This is a genomic window from Pseudoalteromonas sp. T1lg23B (genome assembly GCF_002964665.1).
In the GTDB taxonomy this organism is placed as follows: domain Bacteria; phylum Pseudomonadota; class Gammaproteobacteria; order Enterobacterales; family Alteromonadaceae; genus Pseudoalteromonas.
On sequence record NZ_PQBZ01000002.1, the window covers coordinates 216,875 to 233,428 of the forward strand.

At 43.5% G+C, this 16,554-nt stretch carries 19 protein-coding genes, 3 tRNA genes, 1 pseudogene and 1 riboswitch; of the genes and pseudogenes, 21 read left to right on the forward strand and 2 right to left on the reverse strand.

The annotated features are described in order from the left end of the window. Positions 1–79 precede the first annotated feature (79 nt). From C2M32_RS01265 to C2M32_RS01300, 8 genes are all read left to right on the forward strand, one after another. Positions 80–469 carry an acyl-CoA thioesterase gene (locus C2M32_RS01265; protein WP_105166730.1) on the forward strand — a complete coding sequence of 130 codons (390 nt, stop codon included), beginning with the start codon at positions 80–82 and terminating at the stop codon, positions 467–469. 105 nt (positions 470–574) lie between these two features. After that, positions 575–973 (forward strand): META domain-containing protein, encoded by a 399-nt coding sequence (locus C2M32_RS01270; protein ID WP_105166731.1) that lies wholly within the window; start codon positions 575–577, stop codon positions 971–973. A 29-nt stretch (positions 974–1,002) separates the two neighbouring features. Beyond that, a riboswitch (TPP riboswitch) is annotated at positions 1,003–1,102 on the forward strand. Between the two features lie 124 nt (positions 1,103–1,226). Next, positions 1,227–3,179, forward strand: coding sequence for a phosphomethylpyrimidine synthase ThiC (gene thiC / locus C2M32_RS01275; protein ID WP_105166732.1), 1,953 nt, complete (start codon positions 1,227–1,229; stop codon positions 3,177–3,179). 106 nt (positions 3,180–3,285) lie between these two features. Next, the gene (locus tag C2M32_RS01280; protein ID WP_105166733.1) at positions 3,286–4,311 is read left to right on the forward strand and encodes an FAD-dependent oxidoreductase; all 1,026 of its coding nucleotides are present in this window, start codon (positions 3,286–3,288) and stop codon (positions 4,309–4,311) included. Beyond that, complete coding sequence (thiS, locus tag C2M32_RS01285) at positions 4,308–4,502, forward strand: sulfur carrier protein ThiS (RefSeq protein ID WP_105166734.1); 195 nt, start codon at positions 4,308–4,310, stop codon at positions 4,500–4,502. Before C2M32_RS01280 ends, thiS begins: the two co-directional genes overlap by 4 nt. Positions 4,503–4,505: 3 nt before the next feature. Next, positions 4,506–5,297, forward strand: coding sequence for a thiazole synthase (locus C2M32_RS01290; RefSeq protein ID WP_105166920.1), 792 nt, complete (start codon positions 4,506–4,508; stop codon positions 5,295–5,297). Between the two features lie 20 nt (positions 5,298–5,317). Beyond that, the gene (gene thiE, locus C2M32_RS01295; RefSeq protein ID WP_105166735.1) at positions 5,318–6,838 is read left to right on the forward strand and encodes a thiamine phosphate synthase; all 1,521 of its coding nucleotides are present in this window, start codon (positions 5,318–5,320) and stop codon (positions 6,836–6,838) included. A gap of 3 nt (positions 6,839–6,841) precedes the next feature. Beyond that, positions 6,842–7,597, forward strand: coding sequence for a HesA/MoeB/ThiF family protein (locus tag C2M32_RS01300; protein WP_105166736.1), 756 nt, complete (start codon positions 6,842–6,844; stop codon positions 7,595–7,597). Between the two features lie 49 nt (positions 7,598–7,646). Here the strand turns inward: C2M32_RS01300 and asd are convergent, their stop codons facing one another. Together asd and rsgA are read right to left on the reverse strand one after the other, a co-directional pair. Next, entirely contained in the window at positions 7,647–8,513 is an 867-nt protein-coding gene (gene asd, locus C2M32_RS01305) for an archaetidylserine decarboxylase (protein WP_105166737.1), read from the reverse strand. A gap of 42 nt (positions 8,514–8,555) precedes the next feature. Beyond that, positions 8,556–9,614: a small ribosomal subunit biogenesis GTPase RsgA gene (gene rsgA / locus C2M32_RS01310; protein WP_105166738.1), complete on the reverse strand. Its 1,059-nt coding sequence runs from the start codon at positions 9,612–9,614 to the stop codon at positions 8,556–8,558. 205 nt (positions 9,615–9,819) lie between these two features. On the opposite strand from rsgA, the gene orn reads away from it, so the two are divergent. The 13 genes and pseudogenes from orn (at position 9,820) to C2M32_RS01375 (ending at position 16,432) form a co-directional block, all read left to right on the forward strand. Beyond that, positions 9,820–10,365, forward strand: a complete 546-nt coding sequence (gene orn, locus C2M32_RS01315) for an oligoribonuclease (protein WP_070991142.1) — start codon at positions 9,820–9,822, stop codon at positions 10,363–10,365. 101 nt (positions 10,366–10,466) lie between these two features. Continuing rightward, a tRNA-Gly gene (locus C2M32_RS01320) sits at positions 10,467–10,542 on the forward strand. Between the two features lie 87 nt (positions 10,543–10,629). After that, positions 10,630–10,705, forward strand: a tRNA-Gly gene (locus C2M32_RS01325). Between the two features lie 120 nt (positions 10,706–10,825). Further along, positions 10,826–10,901, forward strand: a tRNA-Gly gene (locus C2M32_RS01330). Between the two features lie 186 nt (positions 10,902–11,087). Beyond that, a complete protein-coding gene (rpsF, locus tag C2M32_RS01335) occupies positions 11,088–11,429 on the forward strand; it encodes a 30S ribosomal protein S6 (protein ID WP_070991141.1) in 342 nt (113 codons plus the stop codon). Between the two features lie 32 nt (positions 11,430–11,461). Continuing rightward, the gene (priB, locus tag C2M32_RS01340) at positions 11,462–11,788 is read left to right on the forward strand and encodes a primosomal replication protein N (RefSeq protein WP_105166739.1); all 327 of its coding nucleotides are present in this window, start codon (positions 11,462–11,464) and stop codon (positions 11,786–11,788) included. An 11-nt stretch (positions 11,789–11,799) separates the two neighbouring features. After that, complete coding sequence (gene rpsR / locus C2M32_RS01345; protein WP_002962753.1) at positions 11,800–12,027, forward strand: 30S ribosomal protein S18; 228 nt, start codon at positions 11,800–11,802, stop codon at positions 12,025–12,027. Between the two features lie 35 nt (positions 12,028–12,062). Further along, positions 12,063–12,514: pseudogene (gene rplI / locus C2M32_RS01350) on the forward strand (50S ribosomal protein L9). A gap of 346 nt (positions 12,515–12,860) precedes the next feature. Then, positions 12,861–13,265 carry a type IV pilin protein gene (locus C2M32_RS01355; protein ID WP_105166740.1) on the forward strand — a complete coding sequence of 135 codons (405 nt, stop codon included), beginning with the start codon at positions 12,861–12,863 and terminating at the stop codon, positions 13,263–13,265. Further along, entirely contained in the window at positions 13,252–13,713 is a 462-nt protein-coding gene (locus C2M32_RS01360) for a pilus assembly FimT family protein (RefSeq protein WP_105166741.1), read from the forward strand. Before C2M32_RS01355 ends, C2M32_RS01360 begins: the two co-directional genes overlap by 14 nt. Beyond that, positions 13,704–14,120 (forward strand): type IV pilus modification PilV family protein, encoded by a 417-nt coding sequence (locus C2M32_RS01365; protein WP_105166742.1) that lies wholly within the window; start codon positions 13,704–13,706, stop codon positions 14,118–14,120. Before C2M32_RS01360 ends, C2M32_RS01365 begins: the two co-directional genes overlap by 10 nt. Continuing rightward, positions 14,111–14,647, forward strand: coding sequence for a PilW family protein (locus C2M32_RS01370; protein WP_105166743.1), 537 nt, complete (start codon positions 14,111–14,113; stop codon positions 14,645–14,647). The genes C2M32_RS01365 and C2M32_RS01370 overlap by 10 nt, the downstream gene beginning before the upstream one ends. A 54-nt stretch (positions 14,648–14,701) precedes the next feature. Then, entirely contained in the window at positions 14,702–16,432 is a 1,731-nt protein-coding gene (locus C2M32_RS01375; protein ID WP_158678071.1) for a DUF7305 domain-containing protein, read from the forward strand. The last annotated feature ends 122 nt before the right edge of the window (positions 16,433–16,554 follow it).

The window sequence follows — 16,554 nt, forward strand, 5'->3', positions numbered from 1 at the left end:
GTTAAAACATAAATAGCGTTTAAATGTGTTATAACGATTGCACTTATGATTATGGTACTTATCTTTCTAAGGAGCGAATGTGACATTTAGCGTAGATTTTAAAGTGCGAGATTACGAATGTGACTTGCAGGGGATAGTAAACAACGGGGTATATTTTAATTATTTAGAACATGCTAGACATGAGTTTTTACTCTCTAAAGATGTTGATTTTGCACGCTTAGCGGAGCAAAAAATTAACCTCGTCGTGATCCGCTGTGAAATGAATTTTAAAGATTCACTAAAGCCTTCAGATGAGTTTTATGTACAAGTAAGCGTGGAAAGAGAAAGTAAGTTGAAATTCGCGTTTGTACAAAAAGTCATCCGAAAATCGGATGATAAGTTGATGCTGGATGCGGTGGTGACAGGAACCTCGGTTAATGAGCGAGGTCGCCCGTTCCTGTCTGAGGAAATTGAGAGGCTGTTTTCTTAACTTTTTGCGTCATAACAGCATTTTTTAGCGTAATTTAGCCATTTTTTGCCGCTAATTGCGTTTACAAGTGTATAATTGCGTTAGTTCATTTTTTAATGGTTTAACATGAAAACCCTTACACTTTTATTCGCAACTAGCGCGTTTTTATTTGGCTGCACATCAACTGGGAAAGTGAACAATACGCAGCTTAAACATACCCACTGGCAACTGAGTCATGTTGCAGGTAAAGCCTTAAAATCCAGCCAGATATCTATTGAGTTTATCGAAGCTATGCAAGTGAATGGTAATGGTGGTTGTAATCGCTTTTTTGGCGAAGGTCAACTCACCGACAGCACATTAAAGGTGAATCATATCGGCATGACACGCAAGCTATGTGATGAACAGACCAATAAAATGGAGCGTACTTTCCTGAAAATGTTGGAAAAAGGCGTACCAGTTTTATTGCTTAATGACACGCTTATTTTTAAAGGTCAGCCGGAACTTCGTTTTCAAGTTGCAGGCTAGCCACTTCTTAAGTACACTCATTGTCAATTCGTTACTTGTCGGAGTGCCCTTTGGGCTGAGATCGCATTTTGCGGGATCCGTGAACCTGATCAGGTTAAAACCTGCGTAGGGAACAAGCTGCCAGTATTACAACTTGCTGTTGTAGGCCGCCAAAATCTCAAAAGTTGGAGATTTTGATCATCTGAGGGCAACCTCATCTCGCTCCTTATTCAGGAGATCTGACAAGACACCTTAAATAACAATGAGGCAAGTCATGTCAAACAATAGTAGCAAACCATCTCGTCGCGAAACACGTGCAGCGGCATCAGAATTTATATACAACCTTACGGGTCAGCCTTTTCCAAGCTCACATAAAGTGTATGTTGAAGGTGAACAATCGGGCGTGCGTGTTGGTATGCGCGAAATTACATTATCAGATAGCTTTGTCGGCGGTACTGAGGATAATCCTATCTATGAAAAAAATGAACCCATCAGAGTCTATGACACTTCAGGGCCTTACACGGACCCGGACTTTAAAATAGACGTACGTCAGGGATTACCTAAGTTTCGTAAACAATGGATTGATGCGCGCGATGATACAGAGTGGTTGGACTCTGTTACCTCCAAGTTTTCTCAGCAGCGTATGGCGGATGAGGGGTTAGATCATATCCGTTTCGAGCATTTGCCAAAGATCCGCCGTGCCAAGGCAGGTAAGAATGTTACCCAGATGCATTATGCCCGTCAGGGAATTGTGACTCCGGAGATGGAGTATGTGGCTATTCGTGAGAATATGGGTCGTGCAAAAATCAGAGAAGAATTGCTCGCACAACAGCATAAAGGCCAGTCATTTGGTGCGTCAATTCCTGAATTCATTACCCCTGAATTTGTGCGAGATGAAATAGCCCGAGGCCGCGCTATTTTACCTAACAATATCAATCACCCAGAATCTGAACCCATGATCGTAGGGCGAAACTTTTTGGTGAAGGTCAATGCGAATATCGGTAACTCTTCTGTCACTTCATCCATCGAAGAGGAAGTAGAAAAATTGGTTTGGTCGACCCGTTGGGGGGCTGATACGGTCATGGATCTTTCTACTGGTCGTTACATTCATGAAACTCGTGAGTGGGTGGTACGCAACTCGCCGGTTCCTATTGGCACCGTACCAATTTATCAGGCGCTTGAGAAAGTAAATGGTGTAGCTGAAGACCTAACTTGGGAGATATTCCGCGATACATTGATAGAGCAAGCGGAGCAGGGGGTTGATTATTTTACGATTCATGCTGGAGTATTGCTGCGCTATGTTCCCATGACTGCCAAGCGTGTTACGGGTATCGTTTCTCGTGGCGGGTCTATCATGGCCAAATGGTGTTTAGCGCACCATAAAGAAAACTTTCTATACACACATTTTGAAGATATTTGCGAGATCATGAAGCAATACGACGTATGCTTCTCTTTGGGGGATGGTTTGCGCCCAGGATCGATTGCAGATGCCAATGACGAAGCACAATTCTCAGAGTTACGCACGTTAGGAGAGTTGACCAAGCTTGCTTGGAAGCATGATGTGCAAGTATTTATTGAAGGGCCGGGGCATGTGCCAATGCACATGATTGAGCAAAACATGAAAGAGCAATTAGAGCACTGTCATGAAGCACCGTTTTACACGCTAGGGCCACTTACAACAGACATTGCCCCCGGTTACGATCACTTTACTTCTGGTATTGGTGCGGCACAAATCGCTTGGTATGGCTGTGCGATGTTGTGTTATGTCACACCAAAAGAGCATTTAGGCTTACCAAACAAAGAAGACGTAAAAGAAGGGTTGATCACCTATAAAATTGCAGCACATGCGGCGGATTTAGCAAAGGGCCACCCAGGCGCGCAAATTCGTGACAATGCGTTGTCCAAAGCGCGTTTTGAATTCCGTTGGCACGATCAGTTTAATCTTGGTTTGGACCCAGACCGAGCGCGCGAATATCACGATGAAACCTTGCCACAAGAATCTGGAAAGGTCGCCCATTTTTGCTCAATGTGTGGACCTAAGTTCTGCTCAATGAAAATTACCCAAGAAGTGCGTGATTATGCCAAAGATCTGGAGTCAAGAGGTATCGATCCGAATAATGTTGGTGATGCGATTGAGATCAAAATGGTGGATATTGAAGCAGAAATGCAAGCAAAATCAGAAGAGTTCAAAAAAACCGGTTCTGAGCTGTATCACAAAGCCATTTAACGTTAGCTATGTTTGGCGCTTTGCGCACAACATCTGAATTGGGTGGTGTAGTCTGTCGACTGCATCACCATTGAAGAAATAAAATTGCATATGGCAGATGTGAAGCATGAGAAAACCAAAGGTAGCAATCTTAGGGTTTGGCTTGGTTGGCAGGGTTGCTGCATTAATGCTGCAAGACCAGTATCAGCTAAGCATATTTGAAGCGGCGCAAACACCCAATAACAATGGGGCAGGTGCACTCGCTGCGGCAATGCTGGCACCTATGGCTGAATCGGTGATATGTGAGGCTGATCTGGCGCAAATGGGCGTTGAAGCTATGACATTGTGGCCAAAATTACTGGCAACCTTGTCGATGCCTGTTATGTACCAACAGGTTGGTACGCTCATTGTCGCCCATCAGCAAGACATGGGTGATTTACGCAGTTTTGAGCAGCGTTTAAAGCCATTAGCGGGGCATCAAGCTCAACATGTTTCGAGCCATGATATCGCAAAATTAGAACCCGAACTGGCAGGGCGTTTTCACCAAGGTATTTACTTGCCAAGCGAAGGGCAGCTAGACAATTTAGCGTTTTATAAAGCAAGCTTTGAGCAACTTAAAAATACTGAATGTCAGTTTTATTTTGGTAAGTCGGTGATGCTAGAGCGCAATCTACAAGGCGTTGCACAGGTAAATGGTGAGGCGTTTGATTGGGTTATTGATTGTCGCGGCATTGGCGCGAAACACCAGCTTGATGGGTTGCGTGGTGTACGAGGTGAAGTTGCCCGTATCTACGCGCCGGAAGTTACGCTCAATAGACCTGTTCGGTTGATGCATCCTCGTTACCCAATCTACATTGCTCCTAAGCCTAACAACGAGTTTGTCATCGGTGCAACGGAGATTGAGTCACAAGATGATGGCCCAATTACTGTGCGTTCAACGCTTGAGCTACTCAGTGCGGCTTACACGGTTCATAGTGGTTTTGCTGAGGCGCGTGTTATGGCGATAAGTGCCGGGCTCAGGCCTGCTTTTAGTGATAATCGCCCACACATTGAGACTGACGGCAATGTAATTAGCATCAATGGGTTATATCGTCACGGTTATTTGCTTGCACCAGCCGTTGTCCAGCAAGCGTTGAGTAAGGAGTTATTGTGAAAATAACATTTAATGGTCAGGTGATGGAGTCAAGCGAACAAAGCTTGCAAGCATTTATTAGTACCACGGATGCCAAAGAGCCTTATGCGGTGGCGTTGAATGGCCAATTTGTACCGCGAGTTCAGTGTTCATCAACACCGTTGGCTGAGGGTGACAGCATTGAGTTGTTATCACCCATTCAGGGGGGGTAAGTGATGAGAGAAGATAAACCATTCACAATTTATGGGCAAACGTTTGAAAGTCGTTTGCTGATAGGATCTGCGCTCTATCCTTCACCGCAGGTAATGACGGATGCGATTCATGCATCGCAGTCGCAAATTGTCACGGTATCACTGCGTCGCCAAAACTCCGTGTCGGCAGGACAAGACTTTTGGCAGTTGATCAAAGATACAGGATTGACTGTGCTACCTAATACGGCGGGTTGCCATAGCGTGAAAGAAGCTGTGACACTGGCGAATATGTGCCGAGAAGTGTTTGCCACGGATTGGATAAAGTTGGAGTTGATTGGTGACGAATACAATTTGCAGCCAGACCCAATTGCGTTGCTAGATGCCACCGAAATACTGCTGCAAGATGGTTTTAAGGTACTGCCTTACTGTACTGATGATTTAGTTTTATGTCAGCGTTTAGCGGCGCTTGGTTGTGAAGTATTAATGCCATGGGGGGCACCAATTGGCACAGGCAAAGGATTGTTAAACCCTTATAACTTGGCCATGATTCGTCAGCGGTTGCCAGATATGACATTGATTGTTGATGCAGGGTTGGGTGTACCGTCGCATGCCTGCCAAGCACTAGAGATGGGATATGATGCGGTATTACTCAATTCGGCCATTGCTGGTGCTGGTTGCCCTGTTAAAATGGCTAGAGCTTTCAATCATGCGGTGCAGGCCGGGCGTGCTGCATATATCGCCCAAGCAATGCCTGAAAAAGATGTGGCGGCACCGTCAACACCAACCATGGGCATGCCGTTTTGGCATCAAAATTAATCTTTAAATAGGAGTCTGAAATGGCACAAGTAGTTTGGAGTATTGCAGGATCAGACTCAGGTGGTGGGGCTGGTATTCAAGCCGATATTAAGGCGATGCACAGCTTTGGTGTGCATGGCTGTACCGTTATTACTGCACTTACTGCACAAAATAGCATGGGAGTTGAGGCCATTAATTCAACGTCCGTTGACGTTATCGAGTCTCAACTACAAGCACTAGCAACTGATATGCCTGCTCGCGTGATAAAAATAGGTATGCTCGCCAATGTACAGCAAATTCAGTTGGTGGCAGAACACTTAAGTCATTACAAAACAAAGTGGGCTGAGCCACCGCTGGTGGTCTATGACCCTGTTGCGATTGCCAGCAGTGGTGATCGATTAACAGAAGAAGACACCATCGATGCACTAAAAACCCATTTATTACCTTTGGTGGATGTGATCACTCCCAATACACATGAAACGCAATTGCTAACTGGTATTTATTTAATCGGCCCTGATGCTGTGCGAGAAGCCGCACAAAGATTGCAACAACTTGGTGTGCCATCAGTCGTGATCAAAGGCGGGCATTGGGATTATCCAAAAGGTTACTGTGTGGATTATTGCGTCTCACAAGGACAAGAATATTGGCTCGGTAACGAAGCAATTAATACACCTCATACCCATGGTACGGGGTGTAGCATGTCTTCGGCCATTGCAGCCTGTTTGGCTAAAGGTTACCCAATAAAAGATGCGTTTATTCTTGGTAAAGCATATATCAACCAAGGTTTAGCCGATGCACAGCGTTATGGTGAGGGAATTGGCCCCGTTGCTCATACAGGGTTCCCTGAACAGCTAGATTATTACCCTCAAGTGATCGAAGCGGGTAGTTGGCTGGCTGATGAACTCGATTTTGCACAACCAACGCCGTTCAATTTTGCAGCAGGTTTTGCTGATACAGAGGGCGAGCTAGGCTTATATGCCGTTGTTGATAGTGTCGATTGGGTTGAAAAGTGTTTATCCGCGGGTGTGCCGACCGTGCAACTACGCGTAAAAAGTGCGGATCCTGAGGTGCTTGAAGCGGATATTCAAACCGCCATTACACTTGGTAAGAAATATCAGGCGAGAGTGTTCATTAACGATTACTGGCAGTTGGCGATAAAACATGGCGCTTATGGTATTCATTTGGGGCAAGAAGACCTCAGTGAAGCCAATTTAAAAGCCATTCAAGAAGCTGGGCTGAGGCTCGGTGTGTCTACCCATGGCTTTTACGAAATGCTCAGAGCACATAATTATCGACCTAGCTATCTAGCATTTGGTGCGATTTATCCAACCACAACCAAAGATATGACGGGACAAATACAAGGGTTAGAAAAGCTATCGCACTTTGTACCATTGATGGCGGACCATTATCCAACCGTGGCGATAGGTGGTATTGATTTATCCGTTGCTCCTGAGGTTGCTAAAACAGGTGTAGGGAGCCTTGCCGTGGTGCGCGCTATCACAGAGTCAGAAGATCATATTAACGCCATAGCGCAGCTTCGAAGCTGTTTGGAGACTCGTTAAGCAATGATGTTAGATGATAAAGAGCGGCTGAGGTATAGCCGCCACTTGTTACTAAAAGAAGTGGGTGAGCAAGGGCAATTGAAACTCAAAAATGCCCATGTTGCGGTAATAGGCTGTGGTGGATTGGGGTGTCCTGCTCTTTTTTATTTGGCTGCAAGTGGCATTGGGAGCCTCACTTTTGTCGATGATGACCAAGTGGAGCTGTCCAACTTACAAAGGCAGATTTTATATAAAGTCAGCCATATAGGACAAGCCAAAAGCAAAGCGGCGAGTAAAATCCTAGCAAGCCTAAATAACAGTATTTCGCTCAATCCAATCTGCACTAAACTAACGGCTGACAACATAGATACATTGCTAGCAAACGCAGATATCGTGCTAGATTGTAGTGATAACTTCAAAACACGTTACTTGCTGAACCATTACTGTTTTGTCCAACAAAAAGTGTTGATCTCCGGTGCTGCTATAGCCACCTCGGGTCAAGTAATGTGCTTTGACTTTCGCTCTGATTCACCTTGTTATGCCTGTATCTTTCCAAAGGTTCAGAAGGAAGAAAATAACAACTGTGATAATTTCGGGGTGTTAAGTCCATTGTTAGGGGTGATAGGTGCTCAACAAGCATTACTGGCAACTAACACTGTGTTAGGCCATCACAGTGGGAGTTATTTCGCAAGTACCGAGGGGCTGACGCTGAAACAAAGTGTTTGGAAAGTTAGTAAAAACCCTGAGTGTAAGGTGTGTGCGCACGAAGAAAAACAATGAGGAAAATATCAAGGCCAACGCGTGCATTGGCCTTGCAAGATAAGTGTAACTATTTGACTATGTTGGCAAATGGAGTTCCCATGCGAGTCATCGTTTCTGGTAATTCGCTGGCTAGGAATTCAGCTTGATTTGCACCCCATGCCAAGATCACCGTTGAGCCAAGCTTAAAGCGGCCCATTTCATCACCTTTTTGCAAAGTAACAGCGTTACTTCCTGATGTAGGGTAATCCCAACTGAATACATCTTTTCCAGCAGGAGGGGTTACCGTGCCTGCCCAGATAGTTTCGATACTTGCTACAATCGTTGCCCCAACCAAAACCATAGCAAGTGGGCCAATCTCGGTGTCGAAGATGGCGACCACACGCTCATTACGAGCAAATAAGTTTGGTACGTTTTGTGCGGTAAGAGGATTAACAGAAAATAGGTCGCCAGGTACGTAAATCATACGTTTTAAGGTACCATCAATGGGCATATGTATGCGGTGGTAGTCTTTTGGAGCCAAATAGATTGTTGCGAATTTACCGCCACTGAATGGTAAAAAGTCTTCCTCTTTACCACCTAACAACGCCTGTAGACTATAATCGTGACCCTTGGCCTGAATGATTTGTCCATCTACCACATCGCCAAGTTGACTGATTGCTCCGTCTACAGGGTGAGCGATAATGCTTGGATCTGTTGCGAGTGGACGGATACCAGGCTTTAGAGGTCGAGTAAAAAACTCATTGAAGGTTTTATAATGAGCAGGGTCTTCATGAAGCGCCTCACTCATATCAATTTTGTATTGCTTGATAAATAACTTAATTAATTGCGTAGTGAGCGCCCCGGCCTCCGCGGCGGCGAGTTTCCCAACAAGGCGAGATAGCGCATGCTTAGGTAGCGCGTACTGCAAAGCAATTTTCAATTTATCCAAGTTCACGTTGTTATTTCCTACAAAAATTTTGCTGATAGTAGCACAGATTTAAACTCGTGGGGCACGGGCACCAGCTCGTCCATCGGCCATTGATTCTAAAATACGGTGATAGCTTTCAAAGCGTAATTCACTGATTTTGCCGTCATTTACTGCTTCAACTAATAAACAACCAGGATCGTTTAAATGCTTACAGTCTCGAAAACGGCATCCACCTATGAACTCTCTGAACTCCTTAAAACACCATGTTACGCGTTCAACCTCTAAGTGCCACAGGCCAAACTCACGAATTCCAGGAGAATCGATTAGATTTCCGCCGCTAGGTAAGTGGTGTAGACGAGAAACGGTCGTTGTATGCTGCCCTAAGCCACTGTTTTCAGAGACCTCTTTGGTAAGAATGTCGGCATTAGGTAATACGGTGTTGACTAAGGTTGATTTACCTACACCAGATTGGCCAACAAAAATATTGTTCTTGCCGACCAATTTTTGTTTCAGTTCTTCAATACCTTCACCGGTTTTATTACTGACCAATAATACCTGATAACCAAGGTCTCGATATATGTCTAAGATTTCTTCGATAAACTGGCGGCTTTCAGCATCCAGTAAATCGACTTTATTAAGCAGCAAAATGGGTTCAATGCCCATGTCTTCACATGCTACTAAATAGCGATCGATAATATGGGGCGTAAATTCAGGAAGGACGGCAGAGACCATTAAAATTTGGTCAATATTAGCCGCAACCACTTTTACACCATCATAAAAGTCTGGACGGGTAAGTTGTGAGCGTCTTTCTTCTGTTGTTTCAATCACCCCTGCTAAGTCACCTTCGCTCACTTTGGCGCGACGGAAAAATACTTCATCACCACATACTAAGCTGGTTACCGTCCGTCTAATATTGCATCGCAGTATTTCACCGTGAGATGTCTCAATATCGGCATGTTGACCAAAGCGACTGATCACAACTGCATGTTCACTAGGCCCTAGATTATCTGACTGCCAAGTTATATCCGTGCTGTCTGCTTTTTGCTGTTTTGCTTTATGCAAACGCTTTTGGTGATTGGCACTAATCCGTCTGGATTGGCCTTTACTAAGTTTTTTATGTTTTGCCATGTTACTTTGATCTGCCGCTCAAAAATAAGTTAATTTGTCTAAATTCACCTATTCCTGTACTGTTTGTTTTGTGAGCTGCATGTAATTGGTCTATAACTCAATTAAATGCCCCGCTTTTTAAAAAAAAGCTTTTGGTCAGCTGGTGAAGCTAATATGATATATCTAATTGCATTGGATCTAAAGGAAAGTACCGCTAAGGTAGTCTATGTCGTTTAATGAATCTAATTTGATCTGGCTTGACCTCGAAATGACGGGGCTTGAACCCAAGACAGATAAAATCCTCGAAATTGCCACAGTGATTACAGACTGTGATTTGAATATATTGGCTGAAGGCCCTGTGATCGCTATCCACCAAAGTGATGAGTTACTTGATGGTATGGATGAATGGTGTACAAACCAACACGGCCGTTCAGGTCTGACAGCACGTTGCAAAGCAAGTAAGTTCACAGAAGCTGATGCAATTAAACAAACTTTAGACTTTCTAAAAGGCTGGGTCCCCCCTGCAAAGTCACCTATGTGTGGGAACTCAATTGGTCAAGACCGTCGATTTTTAAATAAGTATATGCCTGAACTTGAAGCGTATTTCCACTATCGTAACTTGGACGTCAGTACTGTAAAAGAACTTGCCCGTCGCTGGAAACCTGAGCTATTGGACGAAGTCAAAAAGAAAAGTTCACACTTGGCTTTGGACGATATCAAAGACTCGATTATGGAATTGAAAATATACCAAGAAAAGTTCTTCAATATTTAAAAAAATGCTTGCAAAGCATTTTTTATGTTGTAGAATCCTGCCCCGCTTAAGACGAGAAGCCTAGCGGGGTTTTTAGTTTAAAAGCAATGAAAGAAGAGAGCGCGGCACTAGCTCAGCTGGTAGAGCGCAACCTTGCCAAGGTTGAGGTCACGAGTTCGAACCTCGTGTGCCGCTCCAATCTTTCAGTATGACCAAGTAATGCTTAGCTCAGCTGTTAAAATGTTAGACGAACGCCTGACAATGAAGCTTAAGCAAATCTGGAATGCGGCACTAGCTCAGCTGGTAGAGCGCGACCTTGCCAAGGTCGAGGTCACGAGTTCGAACCTCGTGTGCCGCTCCAACTTTCTCAGTAAGCTCAACTGTTAACAGAGCACCTATGAAGCGGTACTAGCTCAGCCGTTGAAACGTTAATCGCGACCTTAAGTTGTGTAGCGGTGAAAAAATGAAGCTAATCTGGAATGCGGCACTAGCTCAGCTGGTAGAGCGCGACCTTGCCAAGGTCGAGGTCACGAGTTCGAACCTCGTGTGCCGCTCCAACCTCCCTTTAAAAACCTCTATCTCATCAATTCCTTATTAAATTTCTTCTTTACTCTGAAAATTTTAATTGCTTAATAATCCAACTCTACGTAAAATACGCGCTCTTTCGGCTATCACATTTAGTTCCTTGCCTTCACCCGACTGGCCGAAACGGGAAAAGGCTATATTAACCGTAAGGAATATCCATGCGTCATTACGAAATCGTATTCATGGTTCACCCAGATCAAAGTGAGCAAGTACCTGGTATGATCGAGCGTTATACTGGTTCTATCACTGAAGCTGGCGGTACTATTCACCGTTTAGAAGACTGGGGTCGTCGTCAATTGGCATACCCAATCGAAAAGCTTCATAAAGCACACTATGTTCTTATGAACGTTGAAGCACCAACTGAAGTAATCAACGAGCTTGAGACTTCTTTCCGCTACAACGATGCAGTACTACGTAACTTAGTTATGCGTACTAAAACTGCTGTAACTGAAGCATCTCCTCTTGTAAGAGAAGAGAAAAGAGAAGCAGCTACTGCTTAATCGTTATTGACTCTGGACATTGAGGGTTTGCGGTGCAAGAACAGGTTGACCTGTATACAAATCAATATGTGCTTTCGGGCGTGATTTGTAAAACACCCAAATTTAATCAAAGCCCAGCCGGCATTCCACATTGTATTTTTGTGCTTGAGCACAAATCTACGCAAATTGAAGCTGACCTAAACCGTAATAGTTATGTTCGCATTCAAGTGGTTGCCAGTGGGCATAAGTTCCAGTCTCAAACTCAGCATTTATACGTTGGGCAGGCAATACAAGTCAGCGGTTTTTTAAACCGACACGAGAACCGTAACGGTTTGAGTCAACTGGTATTACATGCACAACATATTGAAAGAATTAATTGAGGAAATTACTCATGGCACGTTATTTCAGACGTCGTAAGTTCTGCCGTTTTAAAGCGGAAGGCGTACAACAAATCGATTACAAAGATCTAGCTACTCTTAGAAACTATGTAACAGAAAGTGGCAAAATCGTACCTAGCCGTATCACAGGTACTAGCGCTAAATACCAGCGCCAGCTAGCAACTGCTATCAAGCGTGCTCGCTACTTAGCCCTTCTTCCATACACTGACTTACACAAGTAAGCAGCGGATTAACAGTTTTTAAAAGGTGTAGAGACATGCAAGTTATTCTACTAGACAAGATCGCTAACCTAGGCGGCCTAGGTGACCAGGTTGTAGTTAAATCTGGCTTCGCACGTAACTTCTTATTCCCTAAAGGTAAAGCAGTTCCTGCGACAAAAGCAAACATTGAAACTTTCGAAGCACGTCGTGCTGATTTAGAAGCGAAAATCGCTGAAGAGCTAGTTGCTGCACAAGCACGCGCTGAGAAGCTTGAAGCATTAGCTGAAGTTACTTTAGTATCTAAAGCTGGTGACGAAGGTAAGCTATTCGGTTCTATCGGTACTCGCGACATCGCTGAAGCTATTTCAGCTGTTGGTGTTGAAGTTGCTAAATCAGAAGTTCGTCTACCTCTAGGTACTATCCGTGAGACTGGGAATTTGACGTAGCAATCGCAGTACACTCAGACGTAACTGCTACTATCAAAGTAATCGTTATTGCTGAAGCTTAATTTTTAGAATTAAGCAAAACCGTGCACGCCTGTGCACGGTTTTTTATTTATCACGCTTGAAATCTATAACAACAATTCTAATTTTCAGATAAAAACCAAAAACAGCGGTTACATTGCTGCATAACTTACTGTTATTGCTCATTATGAAATTGCTTTAGGCTAAATAATTAGCATGGTTTTTATACAAATATTGTGCATGAAACTTCCAACTCGCATCATGCAATGTTAACTTATAGCAACAAAACATAATAATTAAGTACTGCAACAATAGTTGCTATAATTTGATTGAGTAAATTGACAGCGCTGTCCTTTTATTGGGTAATTTTAAGGCTTTTCTGAGGTATATATGATTAGTAAAGGGTTTTCATTAACAGAACTGTTAATCGCCGCTGCAATCGTTGCAATACTGGGTGTTGTGGCTTATCCCTCATACTTGGAGTCTTTACAAGAGGGACGCCGTTCTCAAGCGCAACAAGAGATGTTGCAAGTGGCCATCATATTGGAGCGTGCATATTCACGTAATGGTGGCTACCCAGACAGTGATAAATTTGAGGCGTTACCGACTTTAGATATGTATACCTTTAAATATGAACACCTCAACAAGCCGGTTGATGGTGAAAACTATACCAGTCGTTCATATTTACTAACAGCAACACCTAAAAAGGACACGGCACAAGAATCTGATCCCTGTGGCGCACTGACTCTGAATCACATTGGTACGCAAGGGGCGCAAATTGATGACTGTTGGTAGTAAATACGCTCGAGGCTTTTCTTTGACAGAACTGATCATAGCGCTTCTGATTATGGGTATACTGGCTTCGCTTGCAATGCCCTCCTTTGTGAAGCAAATCAAACAGGACAGAATTGTTAATAATGCCAATTATTTGAGTGCCTTTTACAAGTATTCACGTAGTGAGGCTGTCAAACAATCCAAAACATTACAGTTAGTCGCGGACTCCTCCAAATGGTTATTAAAGTCACAGCAGGAAGGTCAATGGGTAACCGTACATGAGTTTTCGGTTGGGGATGATTCTATAGAAGTTGAATACGCTGATAGAACTATCACTTCAACAGGAGAAATAGATCAGGCGTTAAACTTGTTGATTACGGACAATGATGTCAGTACGACAGATTACCGCTTATGTGTACTGCAAAGTGGGCAAAGTTGGATTGGCGAGGCAGATAAAAATTGCGCTTAACGAAAGGTTTTTCATTAATTGAAGTGATGGTATCTATGTTGATAGCCAGTATCGCGCTGTTAGGGTTAGCTGCTACGCAGCTCAGAACCTTGCAATATGCCACCAATAGCTTTGACTATACGGTTGGGTTGATATTGGGTCAAAACGCGATGGAAAGAATTTGGTCTAGGTTGTGTGACATTCAGCATAAGGATCCTTCTTTGTTCCAAGATGATACCTTCAGAGAGTGGTTGTTAGCGCCGTCAAGTATACGTGCAACATTCGAAGTCACTGTGCCTGACACGTATGCAAATGAAATGAATATTCAGGTGAATTGGGTGGATGAACGCATGAATGCAGCCATAGATGGTGAAAATCAAGTTGTACTGAACGCTACATTTATGAGCTTGGATGAAACATGCGAATAATCAGACACGCAAATAATGGTTATTCATTAGTTGAGTTGATGGTTGCTTTGGCCATCGGGAGCTTTTTATTAGCGGGGATCGGGATGTCATACACCGCAATAAAGAGCACTGTGATTACGACACAGCAATTGTCTCATGCACAAGAAGTTGTGCGTTATACAAATCACATTATGTCTCGAAGTGTAAAGCAAACATCGGTTATTCCAACCATTACAGGAAATGGCACGATAATTACGATTGCTCAAGACTCGTACAGTCCTTCTTGTCAAGGCTCTGTTCCTACATTTAATTACCAAGAGGTCTATACTTTAAGTGATGGGTATTTAACCTGTGAGATATTAAATCTGGAAGATGGTGGAAATAGTATTGGGGTCTTAAACCTTTTAAAAGGTGTACAGGCGCTTGGATTTAGTAGTAGTCAAAGCGGACGTTTAATCAATATTAACGTTACGCCACAAGATGTACCAGCGCAATTTGCTACAGGCATCGTGATTAGCCTAGCTACTACCAGGGTAATTATGAGGTAAATGATGAAAAGGCAAAATGGCTTTACACTGATAAAGGTTTTGCTATTGAGCACAATGGCTGCAGTTGTTGTGTTTGGTGCAATGCGAGAAACGCTCGTTCAGGAACGCTTATCAGGCAACTTTCAAAAAAGTATGAATGCCAGATTCTTATCTGAAAAAGGTATTTATATTGTTGCAAAGTGTCTAAAAGACAAACTTATTGAGGATCCGTCATTAACACGAGACCAGTTAGTGATGTCACAATGTTCATACACAGGTGGTGGTAGTGCGGGTGATGATCTTAAGTTTGACGCTTCAGCATCCGCAGGAGATGAACCAGATATCGTTGTGATCACAAGTTCGGGTGAGCGTTATAGTGGAGATTCAAATGACAAAATAGTGGCCCATTACAGGTTTACGCCAGGTAACTCTGTGTCTGTTAATGACAGTTTTATGGCTGGTTGTACTGGGGTTAGTTTAAAAGGTAGTTCGTTAATCGATAGTTATGACTCGTCCGTTGGTAGCTATGAGCAAACCAAAAGTAGTAATGCAGTGATCAATACATCAAGTAGCAATGCTGATGTTTCATTGAGCGGACACTCAATCATTAAAGGTGATGTCAATGCGGCTGGTGCTATACATTTATTAGGCTCATCGCCCGTTTATGGCAACATTAAATCTAACACAGGGATCACTATCTCATCAGGCGGTGGTGTGCGTGTTGACGGCAACGCGCAAACACTTGGCGATATTTTACATCAAGGTGGAGAAATTACGGGGTACGTGCGTGCCAATGGTAATGCCACCATGAAATCGGGTGCCTCAATTGCTAATCTTGGTAATGATGACTTCGACATTCAATATGGTGGCACAGGCACTTTTCCTAACAATGAAAGTGGATTCAGTCAAAATGGGATCCATTACTCGAACAGTCGTTTTAACGTTAACCCTCAATTGACGCCCATAGAGATCCATGCGCCAGATTCATCACAATGCGATCCGTTAGCGCTAGCAGAGAATATGGATGAGGTAATTGGCGACAGTGATAGTTATCCCTATTATCAAGTGGGAGCTAATCAGCATTATACCTTTGCGCCAACATGGGCTTATTACGAGACTATTCATGGTAACAGTAATAACAACGGCAACGGAAATGGCAACGGCAACAGTAATAGTGGCTCAGGTGAACTGAATGCAATATCAGCTTTGCAAAAAGATATTTATATATTTGATGCCTTGAAACAACAGTATGAAGATGTTGCTCAAAGTGACAGTGATCTTGAATATGTGTATGGCATGAAAGGCTTTACGCTCTCCAGCAATGGTTCTGTTACGATTCAAGGTGGTGACGTTATATTCCTTGTTGATGGCGATTTCTCTATTAAAGGGGGATCGGGAATGACCATCAAAGCGGGTAGTAGCTTAAGCCTTTTTGTTACAGGGACTATAGACTTGGGCGGCAGTGGTAATGTATATGTTGAGCAGCATGGATTAACAACGAGTGGCCATGCTGCATTCAATATTTACTCGTCTAAATCAGGCGACGGTGTTTCACTGGGTGGCAATAGTGACATGTATGCAAAGGTTTATGCACCTTTGTCGACAGTATCTGTTACCGGCAGTGGGTCTCTTTATGGGAGTATTATAGGTGCTTTCATCTATGGTTCGGGTAGCGGTGATTATCATTTTGATGAAGCGTTAAAGGCGATAGATTTAGGTGTGGGTAACGGTGGTGGAAGTACACAAACTAAGCCAACACTCACGTTTGAGCGCTGGTATTACAGGCTTCCAACTAGCACTGAGTAACTTGAGACATGATAAAAAGCCCGCCTTATAGCGGGTTTTTTATTTTTTTCAAAAAAATGACCGACCAATTTAAACCTTTTTTTGTTTTTAAAACGTCTTACTTAGCAACTTGAAAGCAAGCA

What these genes read in the sequence shown, in the direction of transcription:
- thiC (WP_105166732.1), top strand. Translation starts at nt 1,227, where the DNA reads ATGTCAAACAATAGTAGCAAACCATCTCGTCGCGAAACACGTGCAGCG.
- rpsR (WP_002962753.1), top strand. Translation starts at nt 11,800, where the DNA reads ATGGCACGTTATTTCAGACGTCGTAAGTTCTGCCGTTTTAAAGCGGAA.
- C2M32_RS01375 (WP_158678071.1), top strand. Translation starts at nt 14,702, where the DNA reads ATGGCTGCAGTTGTTGTGTTTGGTGCAATGCGAGAAACGCTCGTTCAG.
- C2M32_RS01290 (WP_105166920.1), top strand. Translation starts at nt 4,506, where the DNA reads ATGAGAGAAGATAAACCATTCACAATTTATGGGCAAACGTTTGAAAGT.
- C2M32_RS01270 (WP_105166731.1), top strand. Translation starts at nt 575, where the DNA reads ATGAAAACCCTTACACTTTTATTCGCAACTAGCGCGTTTTTATTTGGC.
- rpsF (WP_070991141.1), top strand. Translation starts at nt 11,088, where the DNA reads ATGCGTCATTACGAAATCGTATTCATGGTTCACCCAGATCAAAGTGAG.
- thiE (WP_105166735.1), top strand. Translation starts at nt 5,318, where the DNA reads ATGGCACAAGTAGTTTGGAGTATTGCAGGATCAGACTCAGGTGGTGGG.
- C2M32_RS01355 (WP_105166740.1), top strand. Translation starts at nt 12,861, where the DNA reads ATGATTAGTAAAGGGTTTTCATTAACAGAACTGTTAATCGCCGCTGCA.
- C2M32_RS01300 (WP_105166736.1), top strand. Translation starts at nt 6,842, where the DNA reads ATGATGTTAGATGATAAAGAGCGGCTGAGGTATAGCCGCCACTTGTTA.
- rsgA (WP_105166738.1), bottom strand. Translation starts at nt 9,614, where the DNA reads ATGGCAAAACATAAAAAACTTAGTAAAGGCCAATCCAGACGGATTAGT.
- orn (WP_070991142.1), top strand. Translation starts at nt 9,820, where the DNA reads ATGTCGTTTAATGAATCTAATTTGATCTGGCTTGACCTCGAAATGACG.
- C2M32_RS01280 (WP_105166733.1), top strand. Translation starts at nt 3,286, where the DNA reads ATGAGAAAACCAAAGGTAGCAATCTTAGGGTTTGGCTTGGTTGGCAGG.
- C2M32_RS01370 (WP_105166743.1), top strand. Translation starts at nt 14,111, where the DNA reads ATGCGAATAATCAGACACGCAAATAATGGTTATTCATTAGTTGAGTTG.
- C2M32_RS01360 (WP_105166741.1), top strand. Translation starts at nt 13,252, where the DNA reads ATGACTGTTGGTAGTAAATACGCTCGAGGCTTTTCTTTGACAGAACTG.